The sequence below is a fragment of the Streptomyces sp. NPDC048142 genome, from assembly GCF_043202835.1.
Classification (GTDB): domain Bacteria; phylum Actinomycetota; class Actinomycetes; order Streptomycetales; family Streptomycetaceae; genus Streptomyces.
On record NZ_JBIDBC010000004.1, the window covers coordinates 135,745 to 161,727 of the forward strand.

General features: G+C 70.2%; 26 protein-coding genes. 15 read left to right on the forward strand and 11 right to left on the reverse strand.

The window, feature by feature from the left end; genetic code table 11:
* The first annotated feature begins 10 nt into the window (after positions 1–10).
* The 4 genes from ACGF2Y_RS07580 (at position 11) to ACGF2Y_RS07595 (ending at position 3,132) form a co-directional block, all read left to right on the forward strand.
* Positions 11–157, forward strand: a complete 147-nt coding sequence (locus tag ACGF2Y_RS07580; protein WP_392943918.1) for a hypothetical protein — start codon at positions 11–13, stop codon at positions 155–157.
* Between the two features lie 91 nt (positions 158–248).
* Positions 249–911 carry a tellurium resistance protein gene (locus ACGF2Y_RS07585; protein ID WP_392944290.1) on the forward strand — a complete coding sequence of 221 codons (663 nt, stop codon included), beginning with the start codon at positions 249–251 and terminating at the stop codon, positions 909–911.
* Positions 908–1,804: a protein phosphatase 2C domain-containing protein gene (locus tag ACGF2Y_RS07590; protein WP_392943920.1), complete on the forward strand. Its 897-nt coding sequence runs from the start codon at positions 908–910 to the stop codon at positions 1,802–1,804. Before ACGF2Y_RS07585 ends, ACGF2Y_RS07590 begins: the two co-directional genes overlap by 4 nt.
* Positions 1,801–3,132: a protein kinase gene (locus ACGF2Y_RS07595; RefSeq protein ID WP_392943922.1), complete on the forward strand. Its 1,332-nt coding sequence runs from the start codon at positions 1,801–1,803 to the stop codon at positions 3,130–3,132. The genes ACGF2Y_RS07590 and ACGF2Y_RS07595 overlap by 4 nt, the downstream gene beginning before the upstream one ends.
* A 92-nt stretch (positions 3,133–3,224) precedes the next feature.
* Here the strand turns inward: ACGF2Y_RS07595 and ACGF2Y_RS07600 are convergent, their stop codons facing one another.
* Together ACGF2Y_RS07600 and ACGF2Y_RS07605 are read right to left on the reverse strand one after the other, a co-directional pair.
* Positions 3,225–3,554: a hypothetical protein gene (locus ACGF2Y_RS07600; RefSeq protein WP_392943924.1), complete on the reverse strand. Its 330-nt coding sequence runs from the start codon at positions 3,552–3,554 to the stop codon at positions 3,225–3,227.
* A 35-nt stretch (positions 3,555–3,589) separates the two neighbouring features.
* Positions 3,590–5,071: a hypothetical protein gene (locus ACGF2Y_RS07605; protein ID WP_392943926.1), complete on the reverse strand. Its 1,482-nt coding sequence runs from the start codon at positions 5,069–5,071 to the stop codon at positions 3,590–3,592.
* Positions 5,072–5,296: 225 nt separating this feature from the next.
* On the opposite strand from ACGF2Y_RS07605, the gene ACGF2Y_RS07610 reads away from it, so the two are divergent.
* From ACGF2Y_RS07610 to ACGF2Y_RS07620, 3 genes are all read left to right on the forward strand, one after another.
* Entirely contained in the window at positions 5,297–7,756 is a 2,460-nt protein-coding gene (locus ACGF2Y_RS07610) for a GTPase-associated protein 1-related protein (protein WP_392943928.1), read from the forward strand.
* A 140-nt stretch (positions 7,757–7,896) separates the two neighbouring features.
* Positions 7,897–10,176 carry a hypothetical protein gene (locus ACGF2Y_RS07615; RefSeq protein ID WP_392943930.1) on the forward strand — a complete coding sequence of 760 codons (2,280 nt, stop codon included), beginning with the start codon at positions 7,897–7,899 and terminating at the stop codon, positions 10,174–10,176.
* Between the two features lie 13 nt (positions 10,177–10,189).
* On the forward strand, positions 10,190–10,738 hold the full coding sequence (locus tag ACGF2Y_RS07620; RefSeq protein WP_392943932.1) for a hypothetical protein: 549 nt from the start codon (positions 10,190–10,192) through the stop codon (positions 10,736–10,738).
* 159 nt (positions 10,739–10,897) lie between these two features.
* Here ACGF2Y_RS07620 and ACGF2Y_RS07625 read toward each other — a convergent pair whose 3' ends face one another.
* A complete protein-coding gene (locus ACGF2Y_RS07625; protein WP_392943934.1) occupies positions 10,898–11,359 on the reverse strand; it encodes an ATP-binding protein in 462 nt (153 codons plus the stop codon).
* A gap of 153 nt (positions 11,360–11,512) precedes the next feature.
* On the opposite strand from ACGF2Y_RS07625, the gene ACGF2Y_RS07630 reads away from it, so the two are divergent.
* Both ACGF2Y_RS07630 and ACGF2Y_RS07635 read left to right on the forward strand, forming a co-directional pair.
* Positions 11,513–12,394, forward strand: coding sequence for a Scr1 family TA system antitoxin-like transcriptional regulator (locus ACGF2Y_RS07630; RefSeq protein WP_392943936.1), 882 nt, complete (start codon positions 11,513–11,515; stop codon positions 12,392–12,394).
* Positions 12,391–12,630 (forward strand): DUF397 domain-containing protein, encoded by a 240-nt coding sequence (locus tag ACGF2Y_RS07635; protein WP_392943938.1) that lies wholly within the window; start codon positions 12,391–12,393, stop codon positions 12,628–12,630. Before ACGF2Y_RS07630 ends, ACGF2Y_RS07635 begins: the two co-directional genes overlap by 4 nt.
* Before the next feature lie 226 nt (positions 12,631–12,856).
* Here the strand turns inward: ACGF2Y_RS07635 and ACGF2Y_RS07640 are convergent, their stop codons facing one another.
* Both ACGF2Y_RS07640 and ACGF2Y_RS07645 read right to left on the reverse strand, forming a co-directional pair.
* The gene (locus ACGF2Y_RS07640) at positions 12,857–13,621 is read right to left on the reverse strand and encodes a hypothetical protein (protein ID WP_392944292.1); all 765 of its coding nucleotides are present in this window, start codon (positions 13,619–13,621) and stop codon (positions 12,857–12,859) included.
* Positions 13,534–14,853: a hypothetical protein gene (locus ACGF2Y_RS07645; protein ID WP_392943940.1), complete on the reverse strand. Its 1,320-nt coding sequence runs from the start codon at positions 14,851–14,853 to the stop codon at positions 13,534–13,536. The genes ACGF2Y_RS07640 and ACGF2Y_RS07645 overlap by 88 nt, the downstream gene beginning before the upstream one ends.
* 194 nt (positions 14,854–15,047) lie before the next feature.
* Here ACGF2Y_RS07645 and ACGF2Y_RS07650 point away from each other — a divergent pair, with 194 nt between their 5' ends.
* A complete protein-coding gene (locus ACGF2Y_RS07650; RefSeq protein ID WP_392943942.1) occupies positions 15,048–16,367 on the forward strand; it encodes an SGNH/GDSL hydrolase family protein in 1,320 nt (439 codons plus the stop codon).
* Between the two features lie 125 nt (positions 16,368–16,492).
* Positions 16,493–16,966: a hypothetical protein gene (locus ACGF2Y_RS07655; protein ID WP_392943944.1), complete on the forward strand. Its 474-nt coding sequence runs from the start codon at positions 16,493–16,495 to the stop codon at positions 16,964–16,966.
* 201 nt (positions 16,967–17,167) lie between these two features.
* On the opposite strand, the gene msrB is transcribed toward ACGF2Y_RS07655, so the two are convergent.
* The 4 genes from msrB to ACGF2Y_RS07675 form a co-directional block, all read right to left on the reverse strand.
* The gene (gene msrB / locus ACGF2Y_RS07660; RefSeq protein ID WP_392943946.1) at positions 17,168–17,575 is read right to left on the reverse strand and encodes a peptide-methionine (R)-S-oxide reductase MsrB; all 408 of its coding nucleotides are present in this window, start codon (positions 17,573–17,575) and stop codon (positions 17,168–17,170) included.
* A 10-nt stretch (positions 17,576–17,585) separates the two neighbouring features.
* Entirely contained in the window at positions 17,586–18,995 is a 1,410-nt protein-coding gene (gene murC / locus ACGF2Y_RS07665; protein WP_392943948.1) for a UDP-N-acetylmuramate--L-alanine ligase, read from the reverse strand.
* A 67-nt stretch (positions 18,996–19,062) separates the two neighbouring features.
* Positions 19,063–19,515, reverse strand: coding sequence for an indole-3-glycerol phosphate synthase (locus ACGF2Y_RS07670; protein ID WP_392943950.1), 453 nt, complete (start codon positions 19,513–19,515; stop codon positions 19,063–19,065).
* A 163-nt stretch (positions 19,516–19,678) separates the two neighbouring features.
* A complete protein-coding gene (locus tag ACGF2Y_RS07675) occupies positions 19,679–20,497 on the reverse strand; it encodes a pyrimidine reductase family protein (RefSeq protein ID WP_392943952.1) in 819 nt (272 codons plus the stop codon).
* A gap of 37 nt (positions 20,498–20,534) precedes the next feature.
* Between ACGF2Y_RS07675 and zapE the strand changes: the two genes are divergently transcribed.
* The 4 genes from zapE (at position 20,535) to ACGF2Y_RS07695 (ending at position 24,686) form a co-directional block, all read left to right on the forward strand.
* Positions 20,535–21,626 (forward strand): cell division protein ZapE, encoded by a 1,092-nt coding sequence (gene zapE / locus ACGF2Y_RS07680; RefSeq protein ID WP_392943954.1) that lies wholly within the window; start codon positions 20,535–20,537, stop codon positions 21,624–21,626.
* A gap of 153 nt (positions 21,627–21,779) precedes the next feature.
* Complete coding sequence (locus tag ACGF2Y_RS07685; protein ID WP_392943956.1) at positions 21,780–22,205, forward strand: OsmC family protein; 426 nt, start codon at positions 21,780–21,782, stop codon at positions 22,203–22,205.
* Between the two features lie 139 nt (positions 22,206–22,344).
* Complete coding sequence (locus ACGF2Y_RS07690; protein ID WP_392943958.1) at positions 22,345–23,718, forward strand: alkaline phosphatase PhoX; 1,374 nt, start codon at positions 22,345–22,347, stop codon at positions 23,716–23,718.
* A 113-nt stretch (positions 23,719–23,831) separates the two neighbouring features.
* A complete protein-coding gene (locus ACGF2Y_RS07695) occupies positions 23,832–24,686 on the forward strand; it encodes a polysaccharide deacetylase family protein (protein ID WP_392943960.1) in 855 nt (284 codons plus the stop codon).
* Here ACGF2Y_RS07695 and ACGF2Y_RS07700 read toward each other — a convergent pair.
* The gene (locus ACGF2Y_RS07700) at positions 24,683–24,874 is read right to left on the reverse strand and encodes a hypothetical protein (protein ID WP_392944294.1); all 192 of its coding nucleotides are present in this window, start codon (positions 24,872–24,874) and stop codon (positions 24,683–24,685) included. The two genes, ACGF2Y_RS07695 and ACGF2Y_RS07700, sit on opposite strands and share 4 nt — an antisense overlap.
* 389 nt (positions 24,875–25,263) lie before the next feature.
* Positions 25,264–25,938 carry an AIM24 family protein gene (locus tag ACGF2Y_RS07705; RefSeq protein ID WP_392943962.1) on the reverse strand — a complete coding sequence of 225 codons (675 nt, stop codon included), beginning with the start codon at positions 25,936–25,938 and terminating at the stop codon, positions 25,264–25,266.
* Positions 25,939–25,983 lie beyond the last annotated feature (45 nt).

The window sequence follows — 25,983 nt, forward strand, 5'->3', positions numbered from 1 at the left end:
GTTCACGGCTATGCAGGTCGTTACGCCGAACATCGCGCGGGGGCGTCGGCTGCTCCTCACCCTGTTCGTCATCGCCTGCCTGGTGACCCTCGGCGGGCTGCTTGCCTGGGGCTGGGTGCTCCTCGACGACCAGGTGACCGAGGGGTTGAGCGAGTGACTACACGGCATACGCACCACAACCACGTGCACACCATGACGCATATTCACGACAAGGAGGGCTTCGAGTGAGTGACATTCCCGGCGGTCCCATGGCGAACCGGCCGGTCCACTTCATCTGGCTGCTGGACTGCTCCTACTCCATGCAGGGCGAGAAGATCGGACAGCTCAACTACGCGATCCGGGAAGCGGTTCCCGAGATGCGGTCGGTCGCCCACGACAACCCCGCGGCCCAACTTCTGCTGCGCACACTGACGTTCTCCACGGAGGCGCGGTGGCACCACAAGGACCCGGTGCCGGTCGACGACTTCACCTGGCAGGACGTCCAGGTCGACGGCATGACCAACCTGGGCGAGGCGCTGGAGGTGGTCTCCCGCGAGCTGCAGACGCCCCCCATGCCGCAGCGCGCCCTCAAGCCGGTGCTGGCCCTGGCCTCCGACGGGGTGCCGACGGACGACTGGAAGTCCGGTCTGCGGGCCCTGGACGCCACACCGTGGGGCAGGAAGGCCGTACGGGTGGCCATCGCCATCGGGGCGGACGCCGACCGCGGTGTCCTCCAGGAGTTCCTGGGCAACCCCGAGCTCAAGCCGTTGGACGCCAACAGCCCCAAGCAGCTGGCGGCGGCGATCCGCTGGGCCTCGACAGCCGCGGTCAAGGCCGCGTCGCAGCCGGTGGCGGGCCCGTCCGACACCACGGTCAAGCAACCGCCGTACGCGCCGCCGCAGTTGGACGACGACGATGACGACGTCTGGTGAGCGCTCCTGAGCAGCCGCTGTGGGAGACGTTCGAACACAGCGTGCGGGGAGTGAACAAGCAGGTCAACCAGGACTGGTGCGCCGCCGAGGGCTCCGGGTCGCAGGGCGATCCGCTGATCCTCTCGGTGGCGGACGGTCATGGCTCGGCGGTGCACGCCCGCAGCAATATCGGGGCTCGGTGCGCGGTCGACCTGTTCGGCGTACAGGCCCGTACGTTCGCCGAACTGGCGCGCGCCGAGGGTCCGGACGGAGCGCACAGCCTGAGCTGGCTGATGAACTACGCGCGCAATGAGCTGCCTCGGCAGCTGGTGGCCGCCTGGCAGGAGAGGGTGCTCGCCCACTGGGACCGCCATCCGCAGACGGTGAACCCGGCGGCCGAGCCGCCCCGCAAGGGCCAGAAGCTGCTGCTGTACGGGGCCACGCTGGTCGGTGCGGTGCTCACCCCGCGGATGTTCGCGGCCTGGCAGCTCGGCGACGGCGAGCTGACGGTGATCGACGCCGACGGAGCGATCGCGCTGCCGCTGGCTCCGGTGGAGGCGGATCTCGGCGACGAGACGGAGTCCCTGTGCAGCCGCCAGGCGTGGAAGATGATCCGGGTGCACTGGGCACCGGTCGTCGCACCGGACCACGCCCCTCGGATGATCGCCCTGTCGACCGACGGCCTGTCCAAGAGCTTCGCGTCCGACGAGGGCTTCACCCAGTTCATGACCGGCTTCGACCAGCGGCTCTCGAAGGACGGCGGCACCGAAGGCGTACGCGACGCCCTGCCCGGATGGCTGGCCGAAGCGGCCCGCTACTCCGGTGACGACACGACCCTGGTCGCTTCCCGGCGGCCCCACCTCATCGCGGCGGACGACAGCGCCGCGACGGACGAACGACGGAGTGACGCATGAGCGGCATGCTCGACGGAGGAACGCACCTCACCGCTGATGACGGGGAGTCCGTGCGCGTCATCGACATGCTCGGCGCCGGTGGCCAGGGGGAGGTCTACCGGGTGGGGACCGCGTCCGGCGAACGCGCCCTGAAGTGGTACTACCCCTCCTGTGCGACGCCCGAGCAGGACGAGATCGTGCGGGAGCTGGTGGCGCGGGACTTCGACGACGACCGTTTCCTGTGGCCCACGGCGTACGTGCCGTCCGGCGCGGGGGCGTTCGGCTATCTGATGGATCTGCGGCCGGACCGGTTCAAGGGACTGCCGGACCTCTTCCGCCGCAGGCTGCGGACCACTCCGCGGGCCCTGCTGACCGCCGCCCTCTACACGGTGGAGGCGTACCAGGCCCTTCACTCGCGGGGGATCGCCTACCGGGACATCTCCTGGGGCAACATCTTCTTCGACCCGGCCAGCGGTGACGTCCTGGTCTGCGACAACGACAACGCCGTGGTCGAAGGGAACAGCAGCGGGATCTCGGGGACCATGGAGTTCATGGCGCCCGAGCTGGTGCGTGGCGATGCGGGAGCCATGCCCGGCACCCAGTCCGATCTGCACTCGCTGTCCGTACTGCTCTTCATGCTCCTGATGAACCACCACCCGCTCAAGGGCAAGAAGGAGTTGGAGATCCACTGCCTCGACGAGGTGGCGGAGAGGCGCCTGTACGGGAAACAGCCGCTGTTCGTCTTCGATCCCGACGACACGGCGAACAGCCCCGATCCCGTCGAGCAGTCCACCGTCCTGCACACCTGGGCGGCGGCCCCTGCGGCTCTCCAGGACCTCTTCACGCACAACTTCACCGTGGGGCTGCACCAGCCGGCCGTCCGGGTGCGTGAATCGCAGTGGCGGGACGCGCTGCGGTCCGTGCTGGACGCGGTCGTGGACTGCGCCGACTGCGGCCGCCAGAACATGACACAGCCCGCAGCGACCACCGCCGGGTCCTGCTGGTCCTGCGGCAGCGCGCTGATCCTGCCGCCCCGGCTGAGCATCACCACCCCCCTGCCCCGGTCCGAGCGCCATGTCCGGCTGCGCCGGGGCGCTCGCGTCCATGAGCATCACCTGACGCCGGAGCCGTCACGCCACGACTACAGCGATGCGACGCTGGTGGCCGAGCTGACCGAACACCCCAGCAAGCCGGGGAAGTTCGGGCTGGCGAACCGTTCGTCGACCAGCTGGACCGGCACGCGTTCCGACGGCACCTCCCAGGAGATCGCCCCGGGCCAGACCGTCCCGCTCCGCGCGGGGCTGCGACTCGATCTCGGCGGGGCCCAGGCAGCGGTCCACGCGAAGTGAGAGGGAGGGCGGGGCCGCCGGGAGCACGTCCCGGCGACCCCGCCCGCACGGCTCAGGGGGTCACGCGGGCGGGGCCGCCCGGGAGAACGGGGTCAGAGCCCGATCAGCCGCCCGATCTCCTGCGCCAGGGCGATCCCGCCGCTGCCCGCCGCGAGCCCGACCGTCAGCGTCTCCAGCGCCTGCCGGATCCGCCCCTGGTCGGCGGGGCGCCCTTCCTCCCCCGCCCGGACCAGCTCTCCGCGCACGATCTCCGCCTGCGCCGCGAGCTCCGGCCGCGCGGCCTCCTGGCGCACGAGCTGGACGAGGTCGGCGGCCAGCTTCAGCGCTTCGGCCGGGGGCGTGCCGTAGGTGACCTGGATCTTCCCGTTGTCGCCGAAATTGCTCGGGCCCGAGATGTCGCCGTGGAAGTTGTAGGTGCTCATGTCTCTCCTGGGTGGTTGGTGGGTGATGCCGGAGTTCAGGGAGAGCCGCCCGCGGCGGCCGTCGGCGACTGGGCTCCCTGGCCGTAGGCGGCGGAGATCTGCCCGTTGTTGCCGATGTTCGACGGGCCGGTGATGTCGCCGGAGATGTTGTACGTCTGGGTGTTGATGACCTGCTGGGCCCGGTCGAAGGAGCTGGTGTCCACGTGATGATCCGTCAGGAATCGTTCGGTCGCGATGAGCACCCCCTGCTGGAGCCGGTGGAGGAAGTCCTGCGAGTCCATGCGCTCGGAGTGGCCGAGCTGATCCCATGAGCCGACTCGTTCGCGCAGACTGCCCGTGGCGCCGTAGTCGTACAGCGCGTGCTTCTTGGTGATCTCCTTGCGCCGCTTCTCCAGCTCGCGGGCGCGCCGCTTGCTCGCGGAGTTGCGGCGCGCGATCCGCCCCGGGGCTCCGGTCAGCGCGGACCAGGTGTGCGAGGTGGCGAACCGGATCAGGCTCCAGAGGCGTTCGAAGCCGTCGCGCGGGAGGTAGTCCGTGCCGTAGTGGCGGGCGTCCACCGGGGGGATGCAGTAAGCGGCGACCTCCCAGGAGAGGCTGGGGTGCTGGAGCCGGGCTCGCAGATGCATCGAGACGATGACCCGGCCGCCCTCGCCGACCCGTTCCAGGCTGAGATAGGTCCGCGCCCCCGCGCCGGGCTTGAGCAGCCCCGCCTTGACCAGCAGTGGCGGGATCTCACTGTTCGGCGGGCGCAGCCGGTCCGGCAGCACGTCGTCGCCGAGGTAGTGGACCTGGTGGCCGAGCACGTAGAGCCGGTTCTGCGCCCGCAGCCCTTCGAGGCCGGCGAGGTTTCCCAACTCCCGGGCCAGATAGGTGTGGAGGTCGACGGCGTCGAAGGGGATCAGGGTCTTCTTGCCGCCGCCGGGGGCGTCCGCGGGGCGGCTGATGTCGATCGGCTGCCAGACCGTCTCCTTGATCTTGCTCCCACTGCCGACGAAGGGGTTCTGCCGCTCCGCGCTCCGCGTGTACGGCATCATGTTCGGGCGCCTGAGCCCGCGCAGCCGCTGCTCGACCTCGTCGGCCACCTCGGGTGCGAGGTCCTGGGGACGCGTGGCGGAAATGCGGGCTTCGAGGGCCTCGGCGCGCCCCTGGGCCTCGGTCCGGCGCACCAGCCACCAGGAGGAGCCGAGCACGAGCAGCAGGACGACAACGGCCGCTTCCGCCAAGGCGGACGAGCCACCGGTCAGGCCGCCCAGAGCGGTCAGCACGGCGAGCCACCATCCCGCGCAGAGCCAGGCCAGCCTGCGGTCGCGAAGGTTCGTCCGCCGGGTCGCGCGGGCCGCGTGGCGTGCCAGCGCCAGCAGGTTCACGCCCAGCGGGAGACCGATGGCGGTCAGACGGTCCCCCGAGAGCTCCTGGTGCGCGTACCGGGCGAACTCGTCGTCCAGGTGCACCGACGAGCACAGCAGTCTGGTGGTCGCGTCCTTGTCGTACGTCGGCAGAGCGGGCACATGCCGCATCGCTTCCCCCTTCCGGTGCGCCCGGTCCGGCGCACTCCGCACAGTCTTCTACACGACGGCCGGGCGCACGTCCCACAACCGTCCTCGGGGCAGCGCCTGACGCAGCGTAGGGACTGCCTTCCCGTCCTTGGTAACGTCACCTCCGCGGCTGCGGACTTCTCCCCGAACCCAGCCGCACGGGGTGAGCACGGGGATCGGGCGCGGCAGGACGAAGAGGGCCGACAGATGAGCCTTGCACAGGTGCACTACACCTCCTCCGCGCCGGGGGACGAGGGAGCGACGGGCGGCCGGTTCACGGCGGTCGGTCCCGGGGTGTCGGGGGCCCTGCTGGCGGAGATCGAGCCCTTGGTGCGCTACGAGCTTCCCGGAGGCGTCCCCGACCGGCCGTCCGACGGCGAACTGCGCTCGCTGCCGCAGGCGTTCGGGTATTTCGCCCTGTCCGACGGCAGTCGGCTGGTGGCGCGTTCGGCCCCGGTACGGGACACGGGCGGCGGCTCGGGGCCGGGGGTGCGGTTCCATGCGCACGCGGTGCACCTGCCGCCGGGGGTTCCGCTGCCGGGCGACCGGCTGCCGGTCGAGGCATGGCGCTCGCCGCACTGGGTGGCGGTGACGCCCGGCGGGGCGATACCGGACCCGCTGACGCTGCCGCCGGGCCCTGCGGCCGTCTCCGAGGGCCTGGACGACTTCGCCGTATCGCGCGGCCCCTGGCTCGCGGCCGTGCTGGCGGACCTGCGCCGGGCGAGCGACGCGGAGACGGCCGGCGGGCGACCGGTGGCGCTGGTGGAACGGCAGTGCGCGGACGTGGCCCGGTGGCTGGGGCTGGCGTCGGTCACCTTGCCGAGGGAGAGCGCGGAGCGGCTGACGTTCACCACGTACACCCGGCGGCCGGGGAGTTCGACGGCGCGGGTGGTGGGGGTGGGGCCCGAGGACGCGGCGGCGGCGCGGGCGGCGGGCCTGCGGGTGCACGCGTGCGCGGGGCAGGCCCCGGCGGGCGGTACGGACGACGTGTGGGCGGCGACGGCGGCCCGGGTCTGGCGTAGCCGGTCGCCGCAGCTCTTTCGGGAGGCGCGGGAACTGCCCGGGGAGCCGTTCGCGGCGGGCCCGTTGGCGGTCACGGCGTTGTGCGCGGGGATCACGCTCGGGCCGGACGGACGTGCGGCGGCGGCCGGTTGGGCCTCCGAACGCCCCTACGCCCTGGACGCGAAGCGCACGGGCCAGCTGGTCGAAGCCATCGCCTCCCCCGGCGTCGACGACCGCACGGGCCTTGAATTCGACGCGGCCGGACGGCTGTTCGGCGCGCTGGAGGGCCGCTGCCCGGCATCGGTGACCGCCCCGCTCGCGGCGATGCTGGTCACGGAGGCGGTACGGGGAGGCAACGGCTCGCTGGAACTGCCGCGCCCGGACGCGTTCGCGGGTCCGGAGGGGGCGGCGGTCGCCCAGCGGCTGGGCCCGGAGATCCTGACCGAGCTGGGCGACACGGTCGGGTCCCGGTCGGTGGCGCGGACCGTGCAACTGCTGCGGGTGGCACGGCTGCTGGGCGTGGACGGCACGGAGTCGCTGCCGGGAGCGGTGGACCGCCTGGCGCCCGCGCTGCTGACGGAGGCGTCGGCGGCACACGAAGGCCTCCCGGGCTTCGCACCGGCCCTGCTGGAGCTGCTGGACGAGCAGTTCGAGGTGCGGACGGCGCTGCTCGGCGCGCTGGACCGGATCGCACCCGAGGACCCCGGGGCGGTGGCCCGGTTCCTGGAGCGGGTCAGGCTGCCGTTCACGGGGACGCAGGCGCTGCCGCATCTGCGGATGTGCGCCGAGGCGCCGGGGGCGATGGCGACGCTGGGCGGTGACCGGAAGGCGGCGTGGCACCGGGTGCTGCGGGCGGCCGGCCTCTCCCCCTTCGCCGAGCCGCTGGTGCTGCGTACGGCGGTGGGCCTGGTCTGGGAGGACCGTGCCCCCACGGTCGCGGAGGCCCGCCTCCTGCTGGACGCGGCCACCTCGGACTCGCACCGCGTGGCCGGCACCTGGGCGCGGCTGGTGGACGCGGCGCTCGGGGCGTCCGGCGGATCGTCCGCTTCGAGCGCCGACGAGGCGGCCGAGCTCGCCCATGACCTCCTGCGCGGCTTCCCGGAGGAGATGGGCGGCCGGGAGCGGGCCGGTCTCCTCCTTCTGGACCTGGTCCGCGAACTGCGTGCGGGGGCACCGGAGCCCGGCTGGTCGGAGCGGGTCCGCACGCTGTGCGCGCAGGCGGAGCCGGTAGAACCGGCGCTCCGGGAGCAGGCGTACGCGGCCCTGGTCGAACGCCTGCTGGCCCCGGACCGCCCGGGGGCCGAGCTGTACGACTTCGTCCACGGCGAGGACGCCGGCCTGATCGCCGCGTACGACCGCACCGCCCGAACGGAAACCGTACGGACCCGGCTGCGCACCCAGCCCGCCTACGCTGCGGACTGCTTCACCGTCTGGACGGCCCACCCGCACGCGGGCCGCGCCTGGCCGCCAGTGGCCGCCGCTCTCCTCGACGACGTCCTGCGCCCCGCCGTACGCGGCATGTCGGCCGAGGCGGTCGCGGAGGTCGAGGCGACGGTGGGCCGCACGGGCAGCAGCGGCCGGGCGGACGCCTTCCGGGCCTGGAACCGTACGAGCGCCCTGGGGCGGCTGGGCCGCCGGATCGCGGGGCGGGTGCGGCGGGGGTGAGTCGGGAGGCGGGACGCCGGTCTCGCGGCTGTCTCAAAATCGCACATGCATACATTGCTCCTGCGTACCCGGGATAGGTTGGCGCCCCCGGGGGGCGGCTCCGCCTCGCCGCGCTCCGACCAGCCGTTCTTGGGGGAACCGTGCTGACCTTCGACGATGTGGTGAACGCACCCGTCGGCAAGCTCAAGACAGCGGCCGACGACTGGACCGCGATGGTGACCAGGCTGGAGAGACTCGCGGACGACGCCCGGACCGGCATGAAGGCCAAGGCGGGCAAGGCACGGTGGGAAGGTGTCAACGCCGGTGTCACCAAGGAGTTCATCGCGAAGACGGCGGCGGAGTTCGATGATGCCGTGTCCCAGGCCCGGGGCATCAAGTCCCTGCTGGTGGACGCCCACACATCCTTCGCGTACGCCAGGAAGACGCTGATCGGCATGCGGGACGAAGAGGCCCCCGCAGCAGGCGTGGTGATCAGCGCGCGGGGCAAGGCGTCAGCCCGGCATGACCTGGAGGACGATCACACCGCGCGTCGCGATCCGGACTATCCGGAGGCGCTGCGCAAGCAGCAGGCGGCTGTCGCGTCCTGGCAGCGGAAGATCGATCGGATCGTCGAGGACTGTTCCGATGCCGACGATTCCTTGAAACGCGCCCTCGAAGCGAACATGAAGAGCAAGCACGACTTCAGCAAACCCGTCTACAAGTCCCTCGACGCGGAGCAGGCGGGTCACGCGGCGGAGCTGTTGAAGACGGTCACAGGAGAGGGCGGCACGGCGCGAAACCTCGACGCGCTGCGCAAACTCGAAGACATCATCGACGACAACCGCCTCGACCCCGAGTTCGCCACCGCCTTCTATCGCAGACTGGGCGCGGAGGGGACGCTGGAGGCGTACACGCGGATGTCCCTGGACTCCACGTCCCTCGGCCCGGCGGGAGCGGACCGCGTGGGCATGGTCCGCAACATCCAGAGCGACATGGGGGCGATGCTCGGCCTGGCCACCACCGCGTCGGTGCCGAACCACCTGGACGCCGCCTGGACCAACCAGTTGCTCAAGGCGGGCCGTCAGGAGATCGACGTCTCCGGCTTCGCGGGCGTCGGCACCAAGGTCTACGGGTACCAGGCGCTGGGCTCGCTGCTGCGGGAAGGCACCTACGACCAGCAGTTCCTGACGTCGGTCGGCCGGGACATGATCGCCATGGACAAGAAGGACCCCGAGGTCTGGTCCCGGAACCAGCCGTACAACCAGGGCATGGCGATCAACCTCGACGCGGACGGCGGGAAGGGCTTCAACCCGGTCACCGGCCTCATGGAGGCTATGAGCAGGCATCCCGCGGCGTCAGCGGAGTTCTTCAACGAGAACCTTCGGTCGGACACCAACAACGACGGCATCGTCACCATGCTGGACGCGGAGACCAGCGGCAAGGACGCGCAGAGCGTGGTCGACTACATGCTCGACAAGAAGCCTGCGGACGACTGGTACGACACGACGGCCGACAGCGGCCCCACGCTCGGCCAGAAGGCCATGGGCAACGCCCTGGAGGCAGCGGTCACGGGCCGCGTCCCCGGCGACGACGACGCACCGCCGGTGCGCCACTCCAACGACATGAGCGGTGTTATGGAGAAGGTCGTCGAGAAGATCGGCACGAACCCGGAACTCGTATCGGCGAAAGCCGGCGACCCGCCCGGCCCACTGAGCGCCCTGGCCCCACAGTTCGGCGACATGGCGGCGGAGTACATGCCGGACCTCCAGGCGACCGCCGAGAACGCGGCAGGCCAGATCAAGCCGTTCGGCGAACCAGCCGAATTCGAGAAGCACTTGATGACCAGATTCCTCGGCTCGGTCGGCCAGGACCCCGACGCCTACGGCGCGATCACCCACGCACAACAGGCCTACACAACGGCACTCGTGGGCGACGCCTTCAACCACCCCGAACGCCACGCGGACATGGGCGAGGCAGTTCGCAACGCGGTCCACCCCGGCGGGGAAATCGCGGGGATGATGTCCGAGGCGAGGGCTCATGCGGTCATCGACCTCAAGACGCATGAGGACGGCGAGTACAACGAGGGCATCGAGGACAACGCGAAGTGGACGAATCGCATCATCGATCTCGTCGGGGCCAAGTATCTGGAACTACTCCCCGTGGGCGGTGACGTCGTCACGTGGATCCAAGAGGACATCACCGCGACGGTGGTGGAGAAGTCAAGCAGGGACAGCACGGACGAAGCCGCGCTCGCGTCCGGGAGAAGCTACACAGGGGCTGAGGAGGCGACTAAGGAGGCGGCAGTGAGCGCAGTTTCCGCAGGGGGCAAAGCTACTGGCCTGGCACCCGAGGAGTACAAGGTTTTCCAGGGATCCGCCTCCGCAGCGACCGCTAGCGCGCACTCCATCGGGCGCGATCTGGCTCAAGTCAACCGCCCCTGAAGGAGCATCCGTCATGCGCCGAATCAAAAGAGTCACCGCTGCCGTCGTCCTTTCTATGGCGCTGATGACCATTGCAGCTGGGTGTTCGCAGGGCCAGAAGAAGGCCGCCCCGAAACTTCCTGCGAAGTTCTGCTGGAACGCATTCTCCCCGGAGGACGTCCAGCCTCTGCTTCCCGCTGGCGACACTCTGAAGGAGGACACCGAATCCTTCCGCTTCTCGGAACGCAAACGGTTCGTGAACTGCCTCCTGTACATCGACGGGAACGACGGATTCCACGCTTGGGCAAAGGTGGAGATCGACGAATCGTTCACCGAGCGAAACACATATGGATCGGCCGACCCCGATCCGATTCCCGTCGGCAGGAGGGGCATTGTTTGGAATACGGGTGCGACCACCCACATCTCCTGCCGCCCAGCCGAAAACACTGATCCGCTGTCCGGGAAGTACCTGCGGCTCAGCATCGAGTTGAGCGGCGCCGCCGAACAGAACGAGCGCGAAACCCTCCCGGGCCTCCTCAAGCAGTTCACCGCCTTCGCCCAGAAACAGCTCGGGTGCGGATAAGCTGACCGGCGCGCGCGGCCCGGGAACACCCTGCGTGCACAGAGGGACAAGTGCCTTGGAGCGGGCACCCCTGGGCAATCGGCCGGCGCATGCCGCCCTGTCAGGCGCGGTCGTACAGCGTGACGTGGTGGCCCATAGCAGCGGCAGCGCCGAGAACCGTCAGCACAGCAGATCCAGCTCCGCCCGCACCGTCTTGCCCGGATTGCGGTCGAGGACCGTCCAGCGGTCCGCCAGCGCGTCCACGATCAGCAGACCGCGCCCGCTGTCGGAGCCGTCCTCCGGCGCGGTGACCTCGCCGGGGCCGGGCGGCCGGCGCTCGCCCCGGGCGTCGGACACCTCGATCCGCAGGAGACCGGGCGTCTCCGGGTCGCCGGGCAGGTACGACAGACGCAGTGCGAAGTCGCGGCCGGGGACGCGGCCATGGGTCGCCGCGTTGGCCGTCAGCTCTCCGATGATCAGGGCCGCCGACTCCGATGCGTCACTGAGATACGGGATACCCCAGGTGTGCAGCTTGTGGAGGCCGACGCGGCGGGCGAGCCGGGCGCCGCGCGGATCCGCGTCGAATTGACGGTTGAACACACGTACGGTTACGTCGGGTTGGGTCTTCACAGGTGCTTCCATGCCCCCAGATTCCGGGCCACACCTCCTCTCCACCAGGTCAGCAACTCGTACGCTGAGTCAGCGTACGGGTGCGAAGGGTAGACGGTACGGGTCACGTTCCGTGAGCATGGACGCATTGCGAACCAGGACAGGCGCACGGGGAGGTGGCCGTACATGACGCACGGCACGGATGGCATCGACAGCACCACGTACGGGACTTTCGGCAACGGCGGCGGCCGCAGCGGCACCGAGCCCGAACCGCAGTACAGCCTCAAGGTGTTCGGGGAAGTGGTCAAGGCCTGCCGCAAGCGGGCCGGGCTGACGCAGGAGCAGTTCGCCCCGCTCGTCGGGTATTCACCCGAGACCGTCGCCTCCATCGAGCAGGGACGGCGCTTCCCGCCGCAGGACGTCGTGGAGCGCGCCGAAGCGGTGCTGGACGCGTTCGGGGTGATTCGGGGCGCGGCAAAGCATCTGACGCGGCGGAAGGGGCTGGCGAGTTGGTTCCGGCAGTGGGCGCAGCTGGAGCTGGAGGCGCTGAGCCTGTACACGTACGAGTGCCGGTTGATTCCGGGGCTGCTGCAGACGCCCGCGTACGCGCGGACGCTGTTCGCTGACCGGTTGCCGCCGCTCGCCGACGAGCAGATCGAGGTGCAGCTCGCGGCTCGGCTGGAACGTCAGCAACTCTTGCGGAACCGACCCAACACCGCGTTCAGCTTCATCCTCGAAGAGCACCTGTTCCTCCGGGACTTGGGCGGCGAGGAGGTCACCAGGGAGCTGATCGACCACATCCTCGACCTGTCCGAGCTGCGTAATGTGGAGGTCCAGGTCATGCCGCTGGTACGGCATCACCACGCGGGCCTGGATGGGCCGATGCGGCTGCTGGAGACACCGGAGCACCAGTGGTGCGCCTACTCGGAGGGGCAGATGTACGGACAGTTCATCTCCGACCCCAAAGTGGTCAGCGTGATCCAGATGCGGTGTGCCAGTATGCGTTCACAGGCTCTCTCGTTGGACGACTCCAAGAGCCTGATGCGGCGGATGCGAGGAGCGAGATGAGCACCACACCCCTGGCCTGGTTCAAGAGCAGCTACAGCAGCGGCGACGGCGACTCCTGCGTTGAGGTCGCGCTGGAGTGGCACAAGTCGAGCTACAGCGGCAGCTCCGGCGACGACTGCGTCGAGGTCGCCGCCTGCCCCTCCACCGTCCACGTCCGCGACTCCAAGATCGAGGAGAGCCCGCAGCTCGCCCTCGCCCCGGCCGCCTGGACGCGTTTCCTCGCGTACGCCGCCTAGCGCTGAGCGGGTCCTTGAGGCCCCGTCAGTCGTTCTGCTGCGCGCGGGCGGGACCGTGGAGACTCCGCGCGCAGCCACGTCGCGTACCAGGCCGGAGCGAAGCAGATGCACGCGCACATCGCGACGGCCTGGGTCGCGAGATGTGCGATTCGGAGCCCTGGACGAGCGGCATCCGTGGAGGAACCCGAGCCCCTGACGGCTGTCCGTGACCACAGCGAACGCTTTTTCAGACGGGCGGCATCAGATCGCTCTCGCTGATGGTGTACGTCAGCGAGGGGTAGACGAAGTCCGTTTCCCTGTTCTCACGGCGCCGTAGTCGGTAGAGCTCTTCCCTCTGCTCGTCATCGGCCGGCATGAGGCGCGCACCCTGCGGGAGATATGCGTGTCCGTCGCGAAACCGAACGTGGGTCTTTGACGTCCGGAACGTCACACCCAGCCATTGGTTGTCCGTTTTCCGGCCGGGCGCGTCCAAGACGATTTTGTGCTTGAGTCGCCGATTCGATTCGACAGAGAACGCGACGACGCTGCTGTGGGTGAGAGGAACCTCGAACTTCTCGCCACCGGACTCCTCACTGGAATCCTTCGACTCGAAGATCAGCTTTCTCGGCGGGCCCGCGTCGGGATGCTGGTAGCAGGAGAAGACGGCGATGAATGATGCGTCGACCAGATCGAGAGCCTGATCGGAATGAAGACCCATGGTCGTGTAGGCGTTCGTGTAACTCTCGATGAGAGCGTTGTTGAAGCCGACCGAAAGCCCCGCACGTTCTTGAATCTGTTGCGCCAGCCGCTCGTGCACCGCCCGGAAACGCTGCGTCGGGCTGCCGTATCGCGTGGTGGTACGTACGAGAGGCACACCACCCGATTCGTCGATCCTGGCCAGCGTGGCGCCTCTTCGGCCTTTCCCTACGTCTTCCAGACGAGCCGACTCCGACAGCTCCGCGAAGAGATTCGCCTCGGTCGGCAGAGTGTACGAGAGGATCGCGTCCGAGATCCTAGAGCCGGGGGGGCATCGTAGTCTCCCGAGTTCATGCTGAAGAGAAATCTGTCGCCGTAATCGATGAAGGACGAGGTCCTGTTCTCCTCGGCGTACAGCCTGCGCAGATCGTCCATGCCGTCCTGGGTGGGCGGCCCCAGCTTCACCGGACCTCCGGCCGCTTTGAGGAAGGTTTCGCCGTCCTTGTGAACGGCCTCGGCGCTCGAACAACGCACCACGTATCCCAGGCGGGTCGGGAGCAGCTCGGCGTCCAGTCCCGAGGGCCGGATTTCGTGCGTATACAGGCGGTTGGTGGACAGCGGCATGAAGAACACGGAGCCGGGATAGAGAGTCAGGGTGAACTGCCGAGGGAGTGCGGCCTCGTCGCGTCCTTCTGTCGGTTCCTTGAGGCGAAAGCGGAGCTTGGTCAGCCCGCTGGCACGCTTCACACCGTAGTCGAAGGCGTCTTCGGCCAAGGGCTCCAGCTTGTCGAGCCCGTCGTAGAAGGTACAGAAGGCCATAATTCCACGGGCGGGCATGTCCTTGGTCTTGTCGGCATGGGCCGAGATCTTGGCCTTGGAATGCTTTCGCTCGGGCGTGGCAAGGGTGTTGTGGTAGATCTGAGCGAGGACGTGGTTCAGCGGCGCCTGGTTCCGGAATACGGTGACGGCCTCGCGGTTCAGCGACTCGACGATGTGCGTGTCGGTCGGGCGAAAGGTCTCGGTCGGCCCCGAGAAGTTCGTGGAGCACCGGAGCAGGCGGAAATGCAGTTCGTCACCGTCTTGCGTGACGGGCGTCAGATAGATTCCGCTGCGATGCGCCGTTCCGGGCTTGGTCGACTCCGTCAGCGACTGGAACGCGTGCTCCGCACTGATCCGTCCGAAGTGATCGGCATCGCGTCCGAAAAGGCGGCGGTAGTACACGCCGACGCCGTGTACCCGGATGGGAACCCTGCCGATGTCGACGACGGGCCAAGGTCCCTCGGCGCCCTCGTCGTAACCGTGCGACAGCTCCCGGACAACGAACACCCGGGCAGCCGCACGCAGTGGGCGGCTGCTGATCCCTGATATGTCGCCACACAGATATACGGTCTTCTGCGCGAGGTCGGGCGCACCAGAAGCAAGTTCCTCCGGCGTGATCGTGGACCCGAAGAAGTCCCTGACCATGTCGTCGTCCCGGACCGTCGAAGGAGCGACCAGGATGTTGCTCGCGTCCTCAATGCAGGCTTCTGATACCCCTGTTGCATTCATCGGCGTTGATGCTCTCACGGGGGTTCGACAGCGGGCAACGAGTTCCGCAGTCCCGGGCAGCGTGCCGCGTGCGGAGCTGCCTACGGCCCTGGGTAGGGCTAACCCGAAGGCCGATTCGGGGGCCGGCCCCACTGATCTTCGGCTCGAACGGTGGTGAGATCTCCTCATCACTCTTTTCGCCGAGGGGATCCCCGATGCAGTCAGCGAAGTCGCGCCGCTCGATGAGGACAGTCCGGCGAGGCATGCTCGCCGTCACCGCAGCAGTGCTCACCGCGCTCGTCGTCTCGGCGGCAGCCCCCGCACCCGAGGACGCGCGGCAGAAGCCACGCGCAGCCGAAGGCCCGGTGTGGACCGGAGCATGGGGAACAGCCGTGCAGCGGCCCGTCGAGGGCAATGAGGACTGGGGGCCCAACTGGTCACGGCAGGGCTTCTCCGACCAGTCCGTACGTCAAGTGATCCGCGTCGCGACCGGCGGCGCCACGTTGAGGATCAGGCTGTCCAACGCGTACGGCACCGCACCGCTGCGGATCGCCGCGGCGACCGTCGCCCGGTCCGCCGAGGACGCCCAGGTCTGGCCCGGCACAGCGCGGAAGCTGACGTTCGGCGGAGCCCGGGGCACCAGTATCGCCCCGGGACGCGACCTCGTGAGCGACGCCGCAACCCTGCGCACCTCCCCGCTGGAGAAGCTGACCGTCACCCTCTACTTCGCCGACCGCACCGGTCCGGCCACCTTCCACCGGTTCACCACCGCCACCTCGTACCGGGCCCCCGGACGCCATCTGACCGACGCCGGCGGCGACGCCTTCACCACGTCCACGAACGCCTGGTATTTCCTGAGCGGTGTGGAGGTGTCCGGTCCGGCCTCCCCCCGGCGGGGCACCGTGGTCACTTTCGGGGATTCGCTCATGGACGGGACAGGAGCCGCGCCCGGCACCGACACCCGCTTCACGGACAAGCTCGCCGAACGCATCGCCGCCGACCGCCGACCGCTGGACGTGGTCAACGCCGGCATCAGCGGAAACCGGATCCTCGACGACTCGCCCTGCTACGGGGACCGGGCCAGCGACCGCTTCCGGCGCGACGTCATCGACCGCCCCGGCGTGCGCACGGTGATCGTCCACCTGGGCGGCAACGACATCGCCGCCCCCGAGATGGGCGACCCCTGTATGGGCTCCGCACCCCGTGTGAGCGCCCACCGGATCATCAACGCTCACAAAGAGCTGATCCGCGCCGCCCACGCCCGAGGCATCAAAGCGGTGGGCGCGACCATCCTGCCCATGAAGGGCGCCCTCTTCCCCGTCTACAGCGAGCGGGGCGAGAGGACCCGGACCGCCGTCAACCACTGGATACGCACCAGCGGCGCATATGACGGGGTTCTCGACGTCGACCGAGCCATCGCGAACCCCGCCGATCCCGCCCTGCCGCGCCCCGGCTACGTCTTCCCGGACGGCGTGCACCCCAACGAAGCCGGGTCCCACGCCATCGCCTCCGCCATGGACCTCGACGCGCTCTGAAGCTCTCACCGGCCGGGGAACAACCGCCCGGTCCGTACGCCGGTGCCGGGCAGGTAACGTAAAGAGGTACTGACTGATTGACTCATGGGCCTCCTGGCGGGCTGCGTGAACCCAGGAGGAGCAACATGACGACCAACCGTGGACGCAAGGACGTCATCCGCGACCGGATGGCCGCCACCGGCGAGTCGTACAACGTCGCCGCCCGCAACCTCAAGGCCATGAAGGACATGGGCGCCACCCGTGAGGCCGTCCTCGTGCAGCGCTGGAAGCCCGCCGACTCCCTCGACGTGCCGTGTCCGTGCGGCGGGACCTGCGAGCCGGGCGAGACCTGCGACCGCTGCCACGCCCGCCACCGGCACGTGAAGCGTTACCCGGGCTCCACCACCGAGGTCGAGACCTGGGCCGACCGCTATGAGTGCACCGGCTGCTCCTCCTCGTACACCCTGACCATCCACCTGGCCGGACGGCCCTGGGGCGTCGCGGAGACCGTCGTCCAGGGCGGGTCGGCCGAGGAGGTCGTACGGGCCCGGGTCTTCCCCGGCGTGATCCACCCGCTGCTGCGGTCGGAAGCGGGCGGGAGCGACGACGAGGCGGAGTGACCCCTCGCCGCAGGAGTCACAGCACAGTGCCCCCGCCTCCCGGCATACGCGGGGAGGCGGGGGCACCGGCATACACGGCGGGGGCGCGGGAGCGCGGGGGCACACGCAAGCCGTCCGGGCTCAGCTCTCCTCCGGGCTCAGCTCGGCCGGGGCTCAGCTCGGCCGGGGCTCAGCTCGGCCGGGCTCAGCTCTCGGCCGGGCTCAGCTCTCGTCCGGCGCCAGCGTCAGCGAGATCGAGTTGATGCAGTAGCGCTGGTCCGTGGGGGTCGGGTAGCCCTCGCCCTCGAAGACGTGGCCCAGGTGCGAGCCGCAGCGGGCGCAGCGCACCTCGGTGCGGACCATCCCGTGGGCGCGGTCCTCGACCAGCTCGACCGCGTCGGTGTCCTTCGGGTCGTAGAAGGACGGCCAGCCGCAGTGGGACTCGAACTTGGTGTCGGAGCGGAACAGCTCCGCCCCGCAGGCCCGGCAGGAGTAGACGCCCGCCGTCCTGGTGTCGGTGTACTCACCCTTGAACGCGGGTTCGGTGCCGGCCTGGCGCAGCACCGCGTACTCGGCGGGGCTCAGCTCCGCCCGCCACTGCTCGTCCGGCTTCTCGACGTCGTACGACACGTCCCGCTCCTCAGCTCGACAGGTGATCGCTGGACAGGTGGTCCAGGATGCGCGGGCCGAGGTCGGTGACGTCGCCCGCTCCCATGGTGAGAACGAGATCGCCGGGCTTCGCCATTCCCGCGACGGCGGCGGGGACGTCGGCCTGGTCGTGGACGGCGGTGACCTCGGTGCCCGCCGCCTTCGCCGCGTCGATGATCAGGGCGCTGGTGATGCCGGGGATCGGGTCCTCGCGGGCCGGGTAGATGTCCAGGACCACGGAGGCGTCGGCCAGGGCGAGGGCCTGGCCCATCTCGGTGCCCAGCTCCTGGGTACGGGAGAACAGGTGCGGCTGGAAGACGACCAGGATGCGGGCGTCGGCGGCCGCGCCGCGCATGGCGTCCAGGTCGGCGGTCATCTCGGTCGGGTGGTGGGCGTACGAGTCGATGACCTGCACGCCCGCCGCCTCGCCCTTGAGCTGGAGGCGGCGCTTGACCCCGGTGTAGCTGCCGAGCGCGGAGGCCAGGTTGTGCGCCGGGATGCCGAGGGCGACCCCGGCGGCGAGGGCGGCGACCGCGTTGTGGGCGTAGTGGCTGCCGGGGACCGAGACGGTGAAGGTGAGGAACCTGCCGTTGAGCAGGACAGTGACCTCGCTGGTCAGGCCGCGCGGGGTGACCTTGTGGACGCGTACGTCGGCGTTCTCGGCGGAACCGTAGGTGACGACCTTGACGTCGGAGAGGTCGCGGACGCGGCGCGTCAGCTCGACCGCGCCGGGCTGGTCGGCGGAGATGACCAGGGTGCCGCCGGGGACGACCTTGCCGACGAACGTCTCGAAGGAGTCGTGGATCTCGTCCATCGAGGCGTAGTTCGCGTGGTGGTCCAGCTCCACATTGAGGACGATCGCGACCTCGGGGTCGTACTTCTGGAAGCTGCGGTCGCTCTCGTCCGCCTCCGCGACGAAGATGGCCCCTTCGCCGTGGGTGGCGTTGGTGCCGGGGCCCTCCAGGTCGCCGCCGATGGCGTACGAGGGGGCCAGGCCCAGCGAGGAGAGGGCGACGGCCAGCATCGACGTCGTGGTCGTCTTGCCGTGGGTGCCGGCCACCGCGATGGCGCGCAGGCCGTTCATCAGGGAGGCCAGCGCGTCGGAACGGTGCACCACCGGGATCGACAGCTCGTTCGCCCGGAGCAGCTCCGGGTTGTCGGCGCGGATGGCGCTGGAGACGACCACACAGGACGCGTCGTCGGCCAGATGGCCCACCGCGTGCCCGATGTGCACGGTCGCCCCCAGCGCCCGCAGCGACTCGGCGGTGGCGGACTCCTTGGCGTCGCTGCCCGCCACCTTCGCGCCGCGCTGGGCGAGGATCTTCGCGATGCCCGACATTCCGGCGCCGCCGATGCCGATGAAGTGGGGTCGTTCCATGGCGGCGGGAATGCCGGGTGCCATCTGTGCTCCTGCGTGGTCGCTGCGGTTCGGACTGCGGCCGGGGGCCGACCCGGACCGCGAGCCCAGCCTATTCGCTGTGCGCGAAGAGCTTGAGCACCGGGACGCCGACCTTGTGCCGGGCCCGGGAGGCCCAGTCCCGGTGGAAGAACTCCTCCACGTAGTGCGGGGCGGTCAGGACGATGACCTCGTCCGCGCCCGCCTCCTCGACGACGGTCGTCAGTTTGTCCAGGGGGTGATCCTCGATCACTTCTCCGACCGCTTCGGAGCCCGCCTCGCGCAGGGCCCGCAGGGAGTATTCGAGGCCGATCTCGGCGGTCTCGCGGGCCTCGTTGCCCTCCGGCTCCTCCCTCTCGCGGACCGCTTCCTTCAGCTCCCCCATCGCCACGTCGTCGATCGCGCGCAGCAGCACATCGGCCTGGTCGCCGCGCGGCTGCAACAGAACGACGAACGAGATCCGCTCCTCGCCGTGGAGGGTGGTGACGAACTCCACGTCCTCGGGAGTGAGCGGCTTCTCGATCATCAAAACGCTTGTGAACACGACAGGCGCCCTTCCGCTTCTTCGTCTCGTCGACGGCCGGCTCGGCCCTCGACGGTCGTTTGCTGAAACCATCCTTCCCCGCTCTTCCACGGGGACTGCAGGGGTAAGTGTGCCCAGCCGGAGCTAAGCGGAACGGTAAATTCCGCTAACTGTCGGTCCGACGGTACCGAGAGAAGAGGAAACCGGCCTCTTCCAGCAGCGATGCCAGGAAAAAACGTTCCGGCACGGCGACCCCGGGGCCCCCGGCAATGCGCTGAGCGTCACCCGCTGTGAGCATCGGGGAGAGCGTCAGGCACAGCTCGTCCAGCACACCGGCCGCCACGAACTGGCCGAGCAACCGGGGCCCGCCCTCGGTGAGCTGCCGGGTCAGCCCCCGGCCGGCCAGCTCGCGCACGACGCGGGCCGGGTCCACCCGGGTGCCTTCGCCCGCGATCACCACCTCGGCGCCCGCCTTCCGGGCCGCCGCGATCCGGTCGGCAGGGGCCCCGGCGCCGGTCACCACGAGCGTCGGGACGAGCGGCTCGGTGAACAGCGGCAGCGAGAAGTCCAGATCCATCGAGCCGGTCACCACCGCCACGGCGGGGGCGGGGCCCTGCCCGGCGGCCGCCCGCCGCGCGGCGAACGCCTCCCGGGCACGGGCCGGACGGTATCCCTCCAGGCGTACGGTCTCGGCCCCGGCGATCACCACGTCGGCCAGGCCCCGCAGGGTGCCGAAGATCCGCATGTCCGCCGCGCAGGAGATGCCCTGCGAGCGCCCGTCGTGCTGGGCGGCGCCGTCGAGGGTGGAGACCATGTTGGCGCGCAGCCAGGGAACCCCGGGCCCTTCGGCCGGAAGGCCGGTGGGGTAGGCGTAGGCGTCCGCCAGCTCGTCGAGGCTCCACTCGCGGTCGGTGAGCGGCCCGGACGGGTCCTCGCCCCCCGCAGCGCTTTTTGTCAGGTCCGTCACAGGGAACAGGCTTCGCATGGGATGCAGTCTGGCATGGGCCTTAGGGTGGATGGTTGTGTCGTCATCCATCGCGTTTCCGGGGCAGAGCCCCCTTGCCGAAGCGGCCCCGCTGTCCCTGTGCGCCCGTGAGCCGCACGTCCCCGCAGACCGTCTGGTCGCCGAGATGGTGCCGCCGCCGCGCTTCGACTCGGTGCGCTTCGACACGTACGTACCCGACCCCAACCAGCCCAGCCAGAGCGAGGCGGTCACGGTCCTGGCGGCCTTCGCCGCCGGGCTCGGCGGGGCGCACGCGACGGGGTCCGGGCGGCGCAAGTGGTTCAGCAGGAAGCCGACTGCTCCGACCGGGGCACGCGGGGTCTATCTGGACGGCGGCTACGGCGTCGGCAAGACCCACCTGCTGGCCTCCCTCTGGCACGCCACACCCGCCGAGCCGTCGCTCAAGGCGTTCGGCACGTTCGTGGAGCTGACCAACCTGGTCGGCGCGCTGGGCTTCCAGCAGACCGTGCAGACGCTGAGCGGGCACCGGCTGCTGTGCATCGACGAATTCGAGCTGGACGACCCGGGCGACACCGTGCTCGTCTCCTCGCTGCTCCGCCGGCTCGTGGAGAACGGGGTGGCGCTGGCCGCGACCTCGAACACGCTTCCGGGCAAGCTCGGCGAGGGCCGGTTCGCCGCCGTCGACTTCCTGCGCGAGATCCAGGGCCTGTCCGCGCACTTCCGCCCGCTGCGCATCGACGGCGAGGACTACCGGCACCGAGGTCTGCCCGAGGCCCCGCCGCCGTACGACGACGAACAGGTCACCCGGGCCGCGTACGCCACGCCGGGAGCGTCCCTCGACGACTTCCCCGGCCTGCTGGACCACCTGGCCCGGGTCCACCCGAGCCGGTACGGCGCACTGACCGACGACATCGGCGCGGTCTGCCTGACCGGAGTGAGCGCCGTGCCCGACCAGTCGACCGCGCTGCGCCTGGTGGTGCTGGCCGACCGGCTGTACGACCGGGAGGTCCCGGTGCTCGCCTCGGGGCTGCCCTTCGGCCGGCTGTTCAGTGACGAGATGCTGAACGGCGGGTACCGGAAGAAGTACTTCCGGGCGATCTCCCGGCTGACGGCGCTGGCGCGTGACGCGAAGGGGCTGGTGGCGCAGTAGGTTCGGAGGCGTAACGCAACGGGACGCCGCGCGCGCTGCGCCGTGTTCCGTGTTATCCCGCACACCCTGCACCACCGCACACCTTGCACCACCGCATATCCCGTACCACCACATATCCCGTACAACCGCGCACATCGTTCGAAGGGATCCAGCATGGCTACCACGCGTCAGGCGCACACGAACTGGGAAGGCAATCTGATCGAGGGCAAGGGGGTCGTCACCTTCGACTCCTCCGGCATCGGTGACTACCCCGTCTCCTGGCCCGCCCGCTCGGAGCAGGCGAACGGGAAGACGAGCCCGGAGGAGCTCATCGCCGCCGCGCACTCCAGCTGCTTCTCGATGGCGCTCTCCCACGGGCTCGCCGGGGCCGGTACCCCGTCGACCCGGCTGGAGACCAAGGCCGAGGTGACCTTCCAGCCCGGCACGGGCATCACCGGCATCCACCTCACCGTCGTGGGCGAGGTGCCCGGTCTCGACGAGGACGGCTTCCTCAAGGCCGCCGAGGACGCCAAGGCGAACTGCCCGGTCAGCCAGGCGCTGACGGGCACCACGATCACGCTGTCGGCCTCGCTGGCCTGACGCCGCACGGGCGGCTGCTCCCATCAGGGCCGTCCCAGCAGCAACACGGGGCGCGGGGGCACGCATGGTTCCCCCGCGCCTTTGTGCGTGCTACACACATGCGGGTCACTTCACCTGTCCGCCAACAGGGAGTCACCTCATGTCATCCGCACCCCGCCCCACCGCCACCCGACGCCAGGTCCTGGCAGGCAGCGGCGCAGCCGCCGCGGTCGCCTTCACCGGGGCCTTCTCCGAACTCTTCGCGGGCACGGCCGCCGCACGCGGCCACGGTGGCTACGGCCCCCTCGTCCCCGATCCGGACAGTCTGCTCGACCTGCCGAAAGGATTCCGCTACCGGGTGCTGTCCCGGGAGGGCGATCCGCTGCGCTCCGGCGAAGGGCCGGTGCCCGGCAACCACGACGGGATGGCCGCCCTGCGCGGCCGCAACGGGCGGGTCCACCTCGTCCGCAACCACGAGAACCGGCACACCGCCGAGATCGGCGTACCGGCCGTCGAGGGGCTGACCTACGACCCGACGGCCAGGGGCGGTTGTACATCCCTGGAGCTGGACGGCCGCAACAAGGTGCTCGGCGAGCGCGTCGCCATCGCCGGTACGGCGGTGAACTGCGCGGGCGGGCCCACCCCGTGGCGCACCTGGCTGACCTGCGAGGAGAACGAGGACAAGGCCGGGACCAACGGATACACCAAGGACCACGGCTTCGTCTTCGAGGTGGACGGCGCCGATCCGCGCCGCACCGGGGCCGTCCCGCTGACCGCGATGGGCCGCTTCCAGCACGAGGCGGTCGCCGTCGACCCGAAGTCCGGGATCGTGTACGAGACCGAGGACGCGTTCGACAAGCCGTTCGGGCTCTTCTACCGCTTCCTTCCCCGCAAGCCGCTCGGCGGCACCGGTTCGCTCCGGGCGGGCGGTGCGCTGGAGGCGATGCGGGTGCCGGGCGTGCCCGACCTCTCGGCCGTGCGGGAGACCGGCACGGGGTTCGACCGGATCGAGTGGGTCCCCGTACCGGATCCGTCGGCCGCCGAGACCCCGATCCGCTTCCAGGACTTCGGCCCGAAGGGCATCACGCACGCGCAGAAGCTGGAGGGCTGCTACTGGGGCGGCTCCTCGGTCTACTTCGTCTCCAGCTTCGCCCGCAGCGACGAGGGCTCGGCGGCCGACCACTACGGCCAGGTCTGGCGGTACGAGCCGAAGAAGCGCCGCCTCACCCTGGTCGTGCTCTTCGGCCCGGACACCGACATCCAGCTGCCCGGCGAGTCCCCCGACAACATCTGCCTGGCGGCCGACGGCGGGCTGATGGTCTGTGAGGACGGCGGCGGCGCGCAGCACGTGCTCGGGGTGACGCGGCGCGGCGAGGTGTACGCGATGGCGCGCGGGCGGCAGAACATCGGGACGCCCGAGGAGCCGGCGTGGGGCGAGTTCGCCGGGGTCGTCTTCTCGCCGGACGGATCGACGATGTACGTGAACTGCTACACGCCGGGCACGACGTTCGCGGTGACGGGGCCCTGGTGCTGAGGTGACTCCGGCACTCCGATGTTCCGGCGGAGTGCCGGGACATCGGAGTGCCGTCAGATGATACGACTGCGATGTCGGATATTTTTCCGTGAGTGATCGCTACTGCACGGAAGATGACAACTCTGACGGTCGCGGGGGTGCTGACCGGTGCCGCCCTGAGCGGGTGCGGGGGCCCTGCCCCCGCACCCGCTCCCCCGGCCGCCCCCGCTGCCTCCGCCCCCGCCGCTCCGGAGAAGCCGCCCACGATGGCCCCCGGTCCGGCGGGGCGTACCCCGGTCTTCGAGCGGAGAGCGGCGGGCGGGGGCGGTGGCGCGGCCGGCGGCTCGGCGGAGAAGGTCGTGGCGCTGACGTTCGACGCCGACATGACCGCAGATCAGGGCCCCCGGGCGGCCTCCGGCGAGCGTTTCGACAACCCGGAGCTGGTCGCGTCACTGCGCCGGCTGAAGGTGCCCTCCACCGTCTTCATGACCGGGCGCTGGGCCGAGGAGTACCCGGCGCAGGCGAAGGCCATCGGCACGGATCCGCTGTTCGAGATCGCCAACCACTCCTACAGCCACTACGCCTTCAGCGCCCCCTGCTACGGCCTGCCGGTGGTCGAGAAGGCCGCGATGACCCGCGAGGTGGAACGTGCCTTCACGGCGATCCGGAAGGCTGGGGCACAGAACGTGGTTCCGTACTTCCGCTTCCCCGGCGGCTGCTACGACGACACGGCGCTGCGCGCTCTGGCCCCGGCGAACGTGACGGCCGTGCAGTGGGACGTGGTCAGCGGCGACGCCTTCGCCACGGACGCGGACGCGGTGGCCGAGCAGGTGCTGGACGGGGTGCGGCCGGGGTCCCTCGTGGTGATGCACTGCACCCGCAGCGCGGCCCCGGCCACCGAGGCGGCGGTACGCCGGATCGTGCCGGAGCTGCGCGAACGCGGCTACCGGTTCGTGAAGGTGTCGGAACTGATGGAGGACAGTCCTTAGCCGGAGCAGGCCGTGCGGCCCGCCTCCTGCCAGGCGCAGACCGGGCAGAGCGTGGTGCCCTTCGTCGACTCCGGGTACTCGGTCGGCTCGCGGCACAGCACGCACTCGGCGTACGGAGGGCCCTCGGCCGCTCCGGCGGGCCGGGCCGGAGCGACCGGCCCCGGGGTCGCGCAGTACGTGTCGTCCATGTCCACGTCCACGAGCCTACTCATCCGCGCCGGGCGGCGAGCCGGCGGACGAGAAGCGCGGCTGCCACGGCGAGGGCTGCTGCCCCGGGCAGGGGACACGGCGGGCGGCTGGTACGTCCCGGTCCGCGATCCCGTGACCGGGGCGGCGACCGCGTGGTGCGCCGGGGGTCCGGTGGTCACGTGCGCGCGGGCCGACCCGAGCACGGCCACCGCGACGAGCCGCCCCCTGCGGACCGGCACCCGGCGGAAGGCACCCGGCCGGACCGGCACCCGGCCGGACCGCCACCGGGCGGGTGCCGAGCGCCGCCACGCCGCACCCAACAGCACCCCGGTGGCGCCAAGTCCGTACCGATGGCCCACGCCCCGGAGGCTCAGCCTCAAGCTCAGGCTCAGTTGGAGGTCTTGTCGGGCCTGGCCTCGCTGGGTCGCACAATGACGAAGCCCTCGCCCTGGAGCATCAGCTGGACGGCCTCGCCGGATCCTCCGCGCACCATCGAGCCGACGCTCTGGGAGCGGTTCAGGCTGGTCGTGAGCTGCTGGCTCCAGCCGACGACCGCGTCCGTGTCCACGTACACCGGCCGATCGGCCGTCACGGGAATCACGATCGGGGTGCCCTCGCACATCAGGCCGAGCTTGCCGTAGCCCGTGAAGACGCTGTTGAAGAGGCCGCCGCCGACCATTCCGGCGCCCTTCACCGTCTTGATCTCGTAGGAGAGCGTGGGGTCGAAGCAGAGGACGTTGCGGCCGTTGATGGTGATGGAGTCGCCCTGGTCCAGCTCCACGATGAAACAGTTCGCCGCCTCGTGCGCGAACCACGCCTCGCCCTGGCCGCGGACGGCCATCAGCGCGAGGCCCTCGCCGGTGACCGCGCGCTTGAGCAGACCGCCGATGCCCTGTCCCTTGCGCTCGAACTGGAGGTTTCCGCGGAAGGCGATCATCGAGCCCTGACGGGCGTGCATCTCCCCGTTGACGGCGTACTTGATCGACTTGGAGTTCTGCAGGGTCATGCCGGGGGCGGTGGCCGGCTGGGCCATGTGCTCGCTGGAAAAGAGATCGCTCTTCATGCGGAGCATCCTCACCCGGAGCCACCCCTTCCGCCAAGCAGGTGA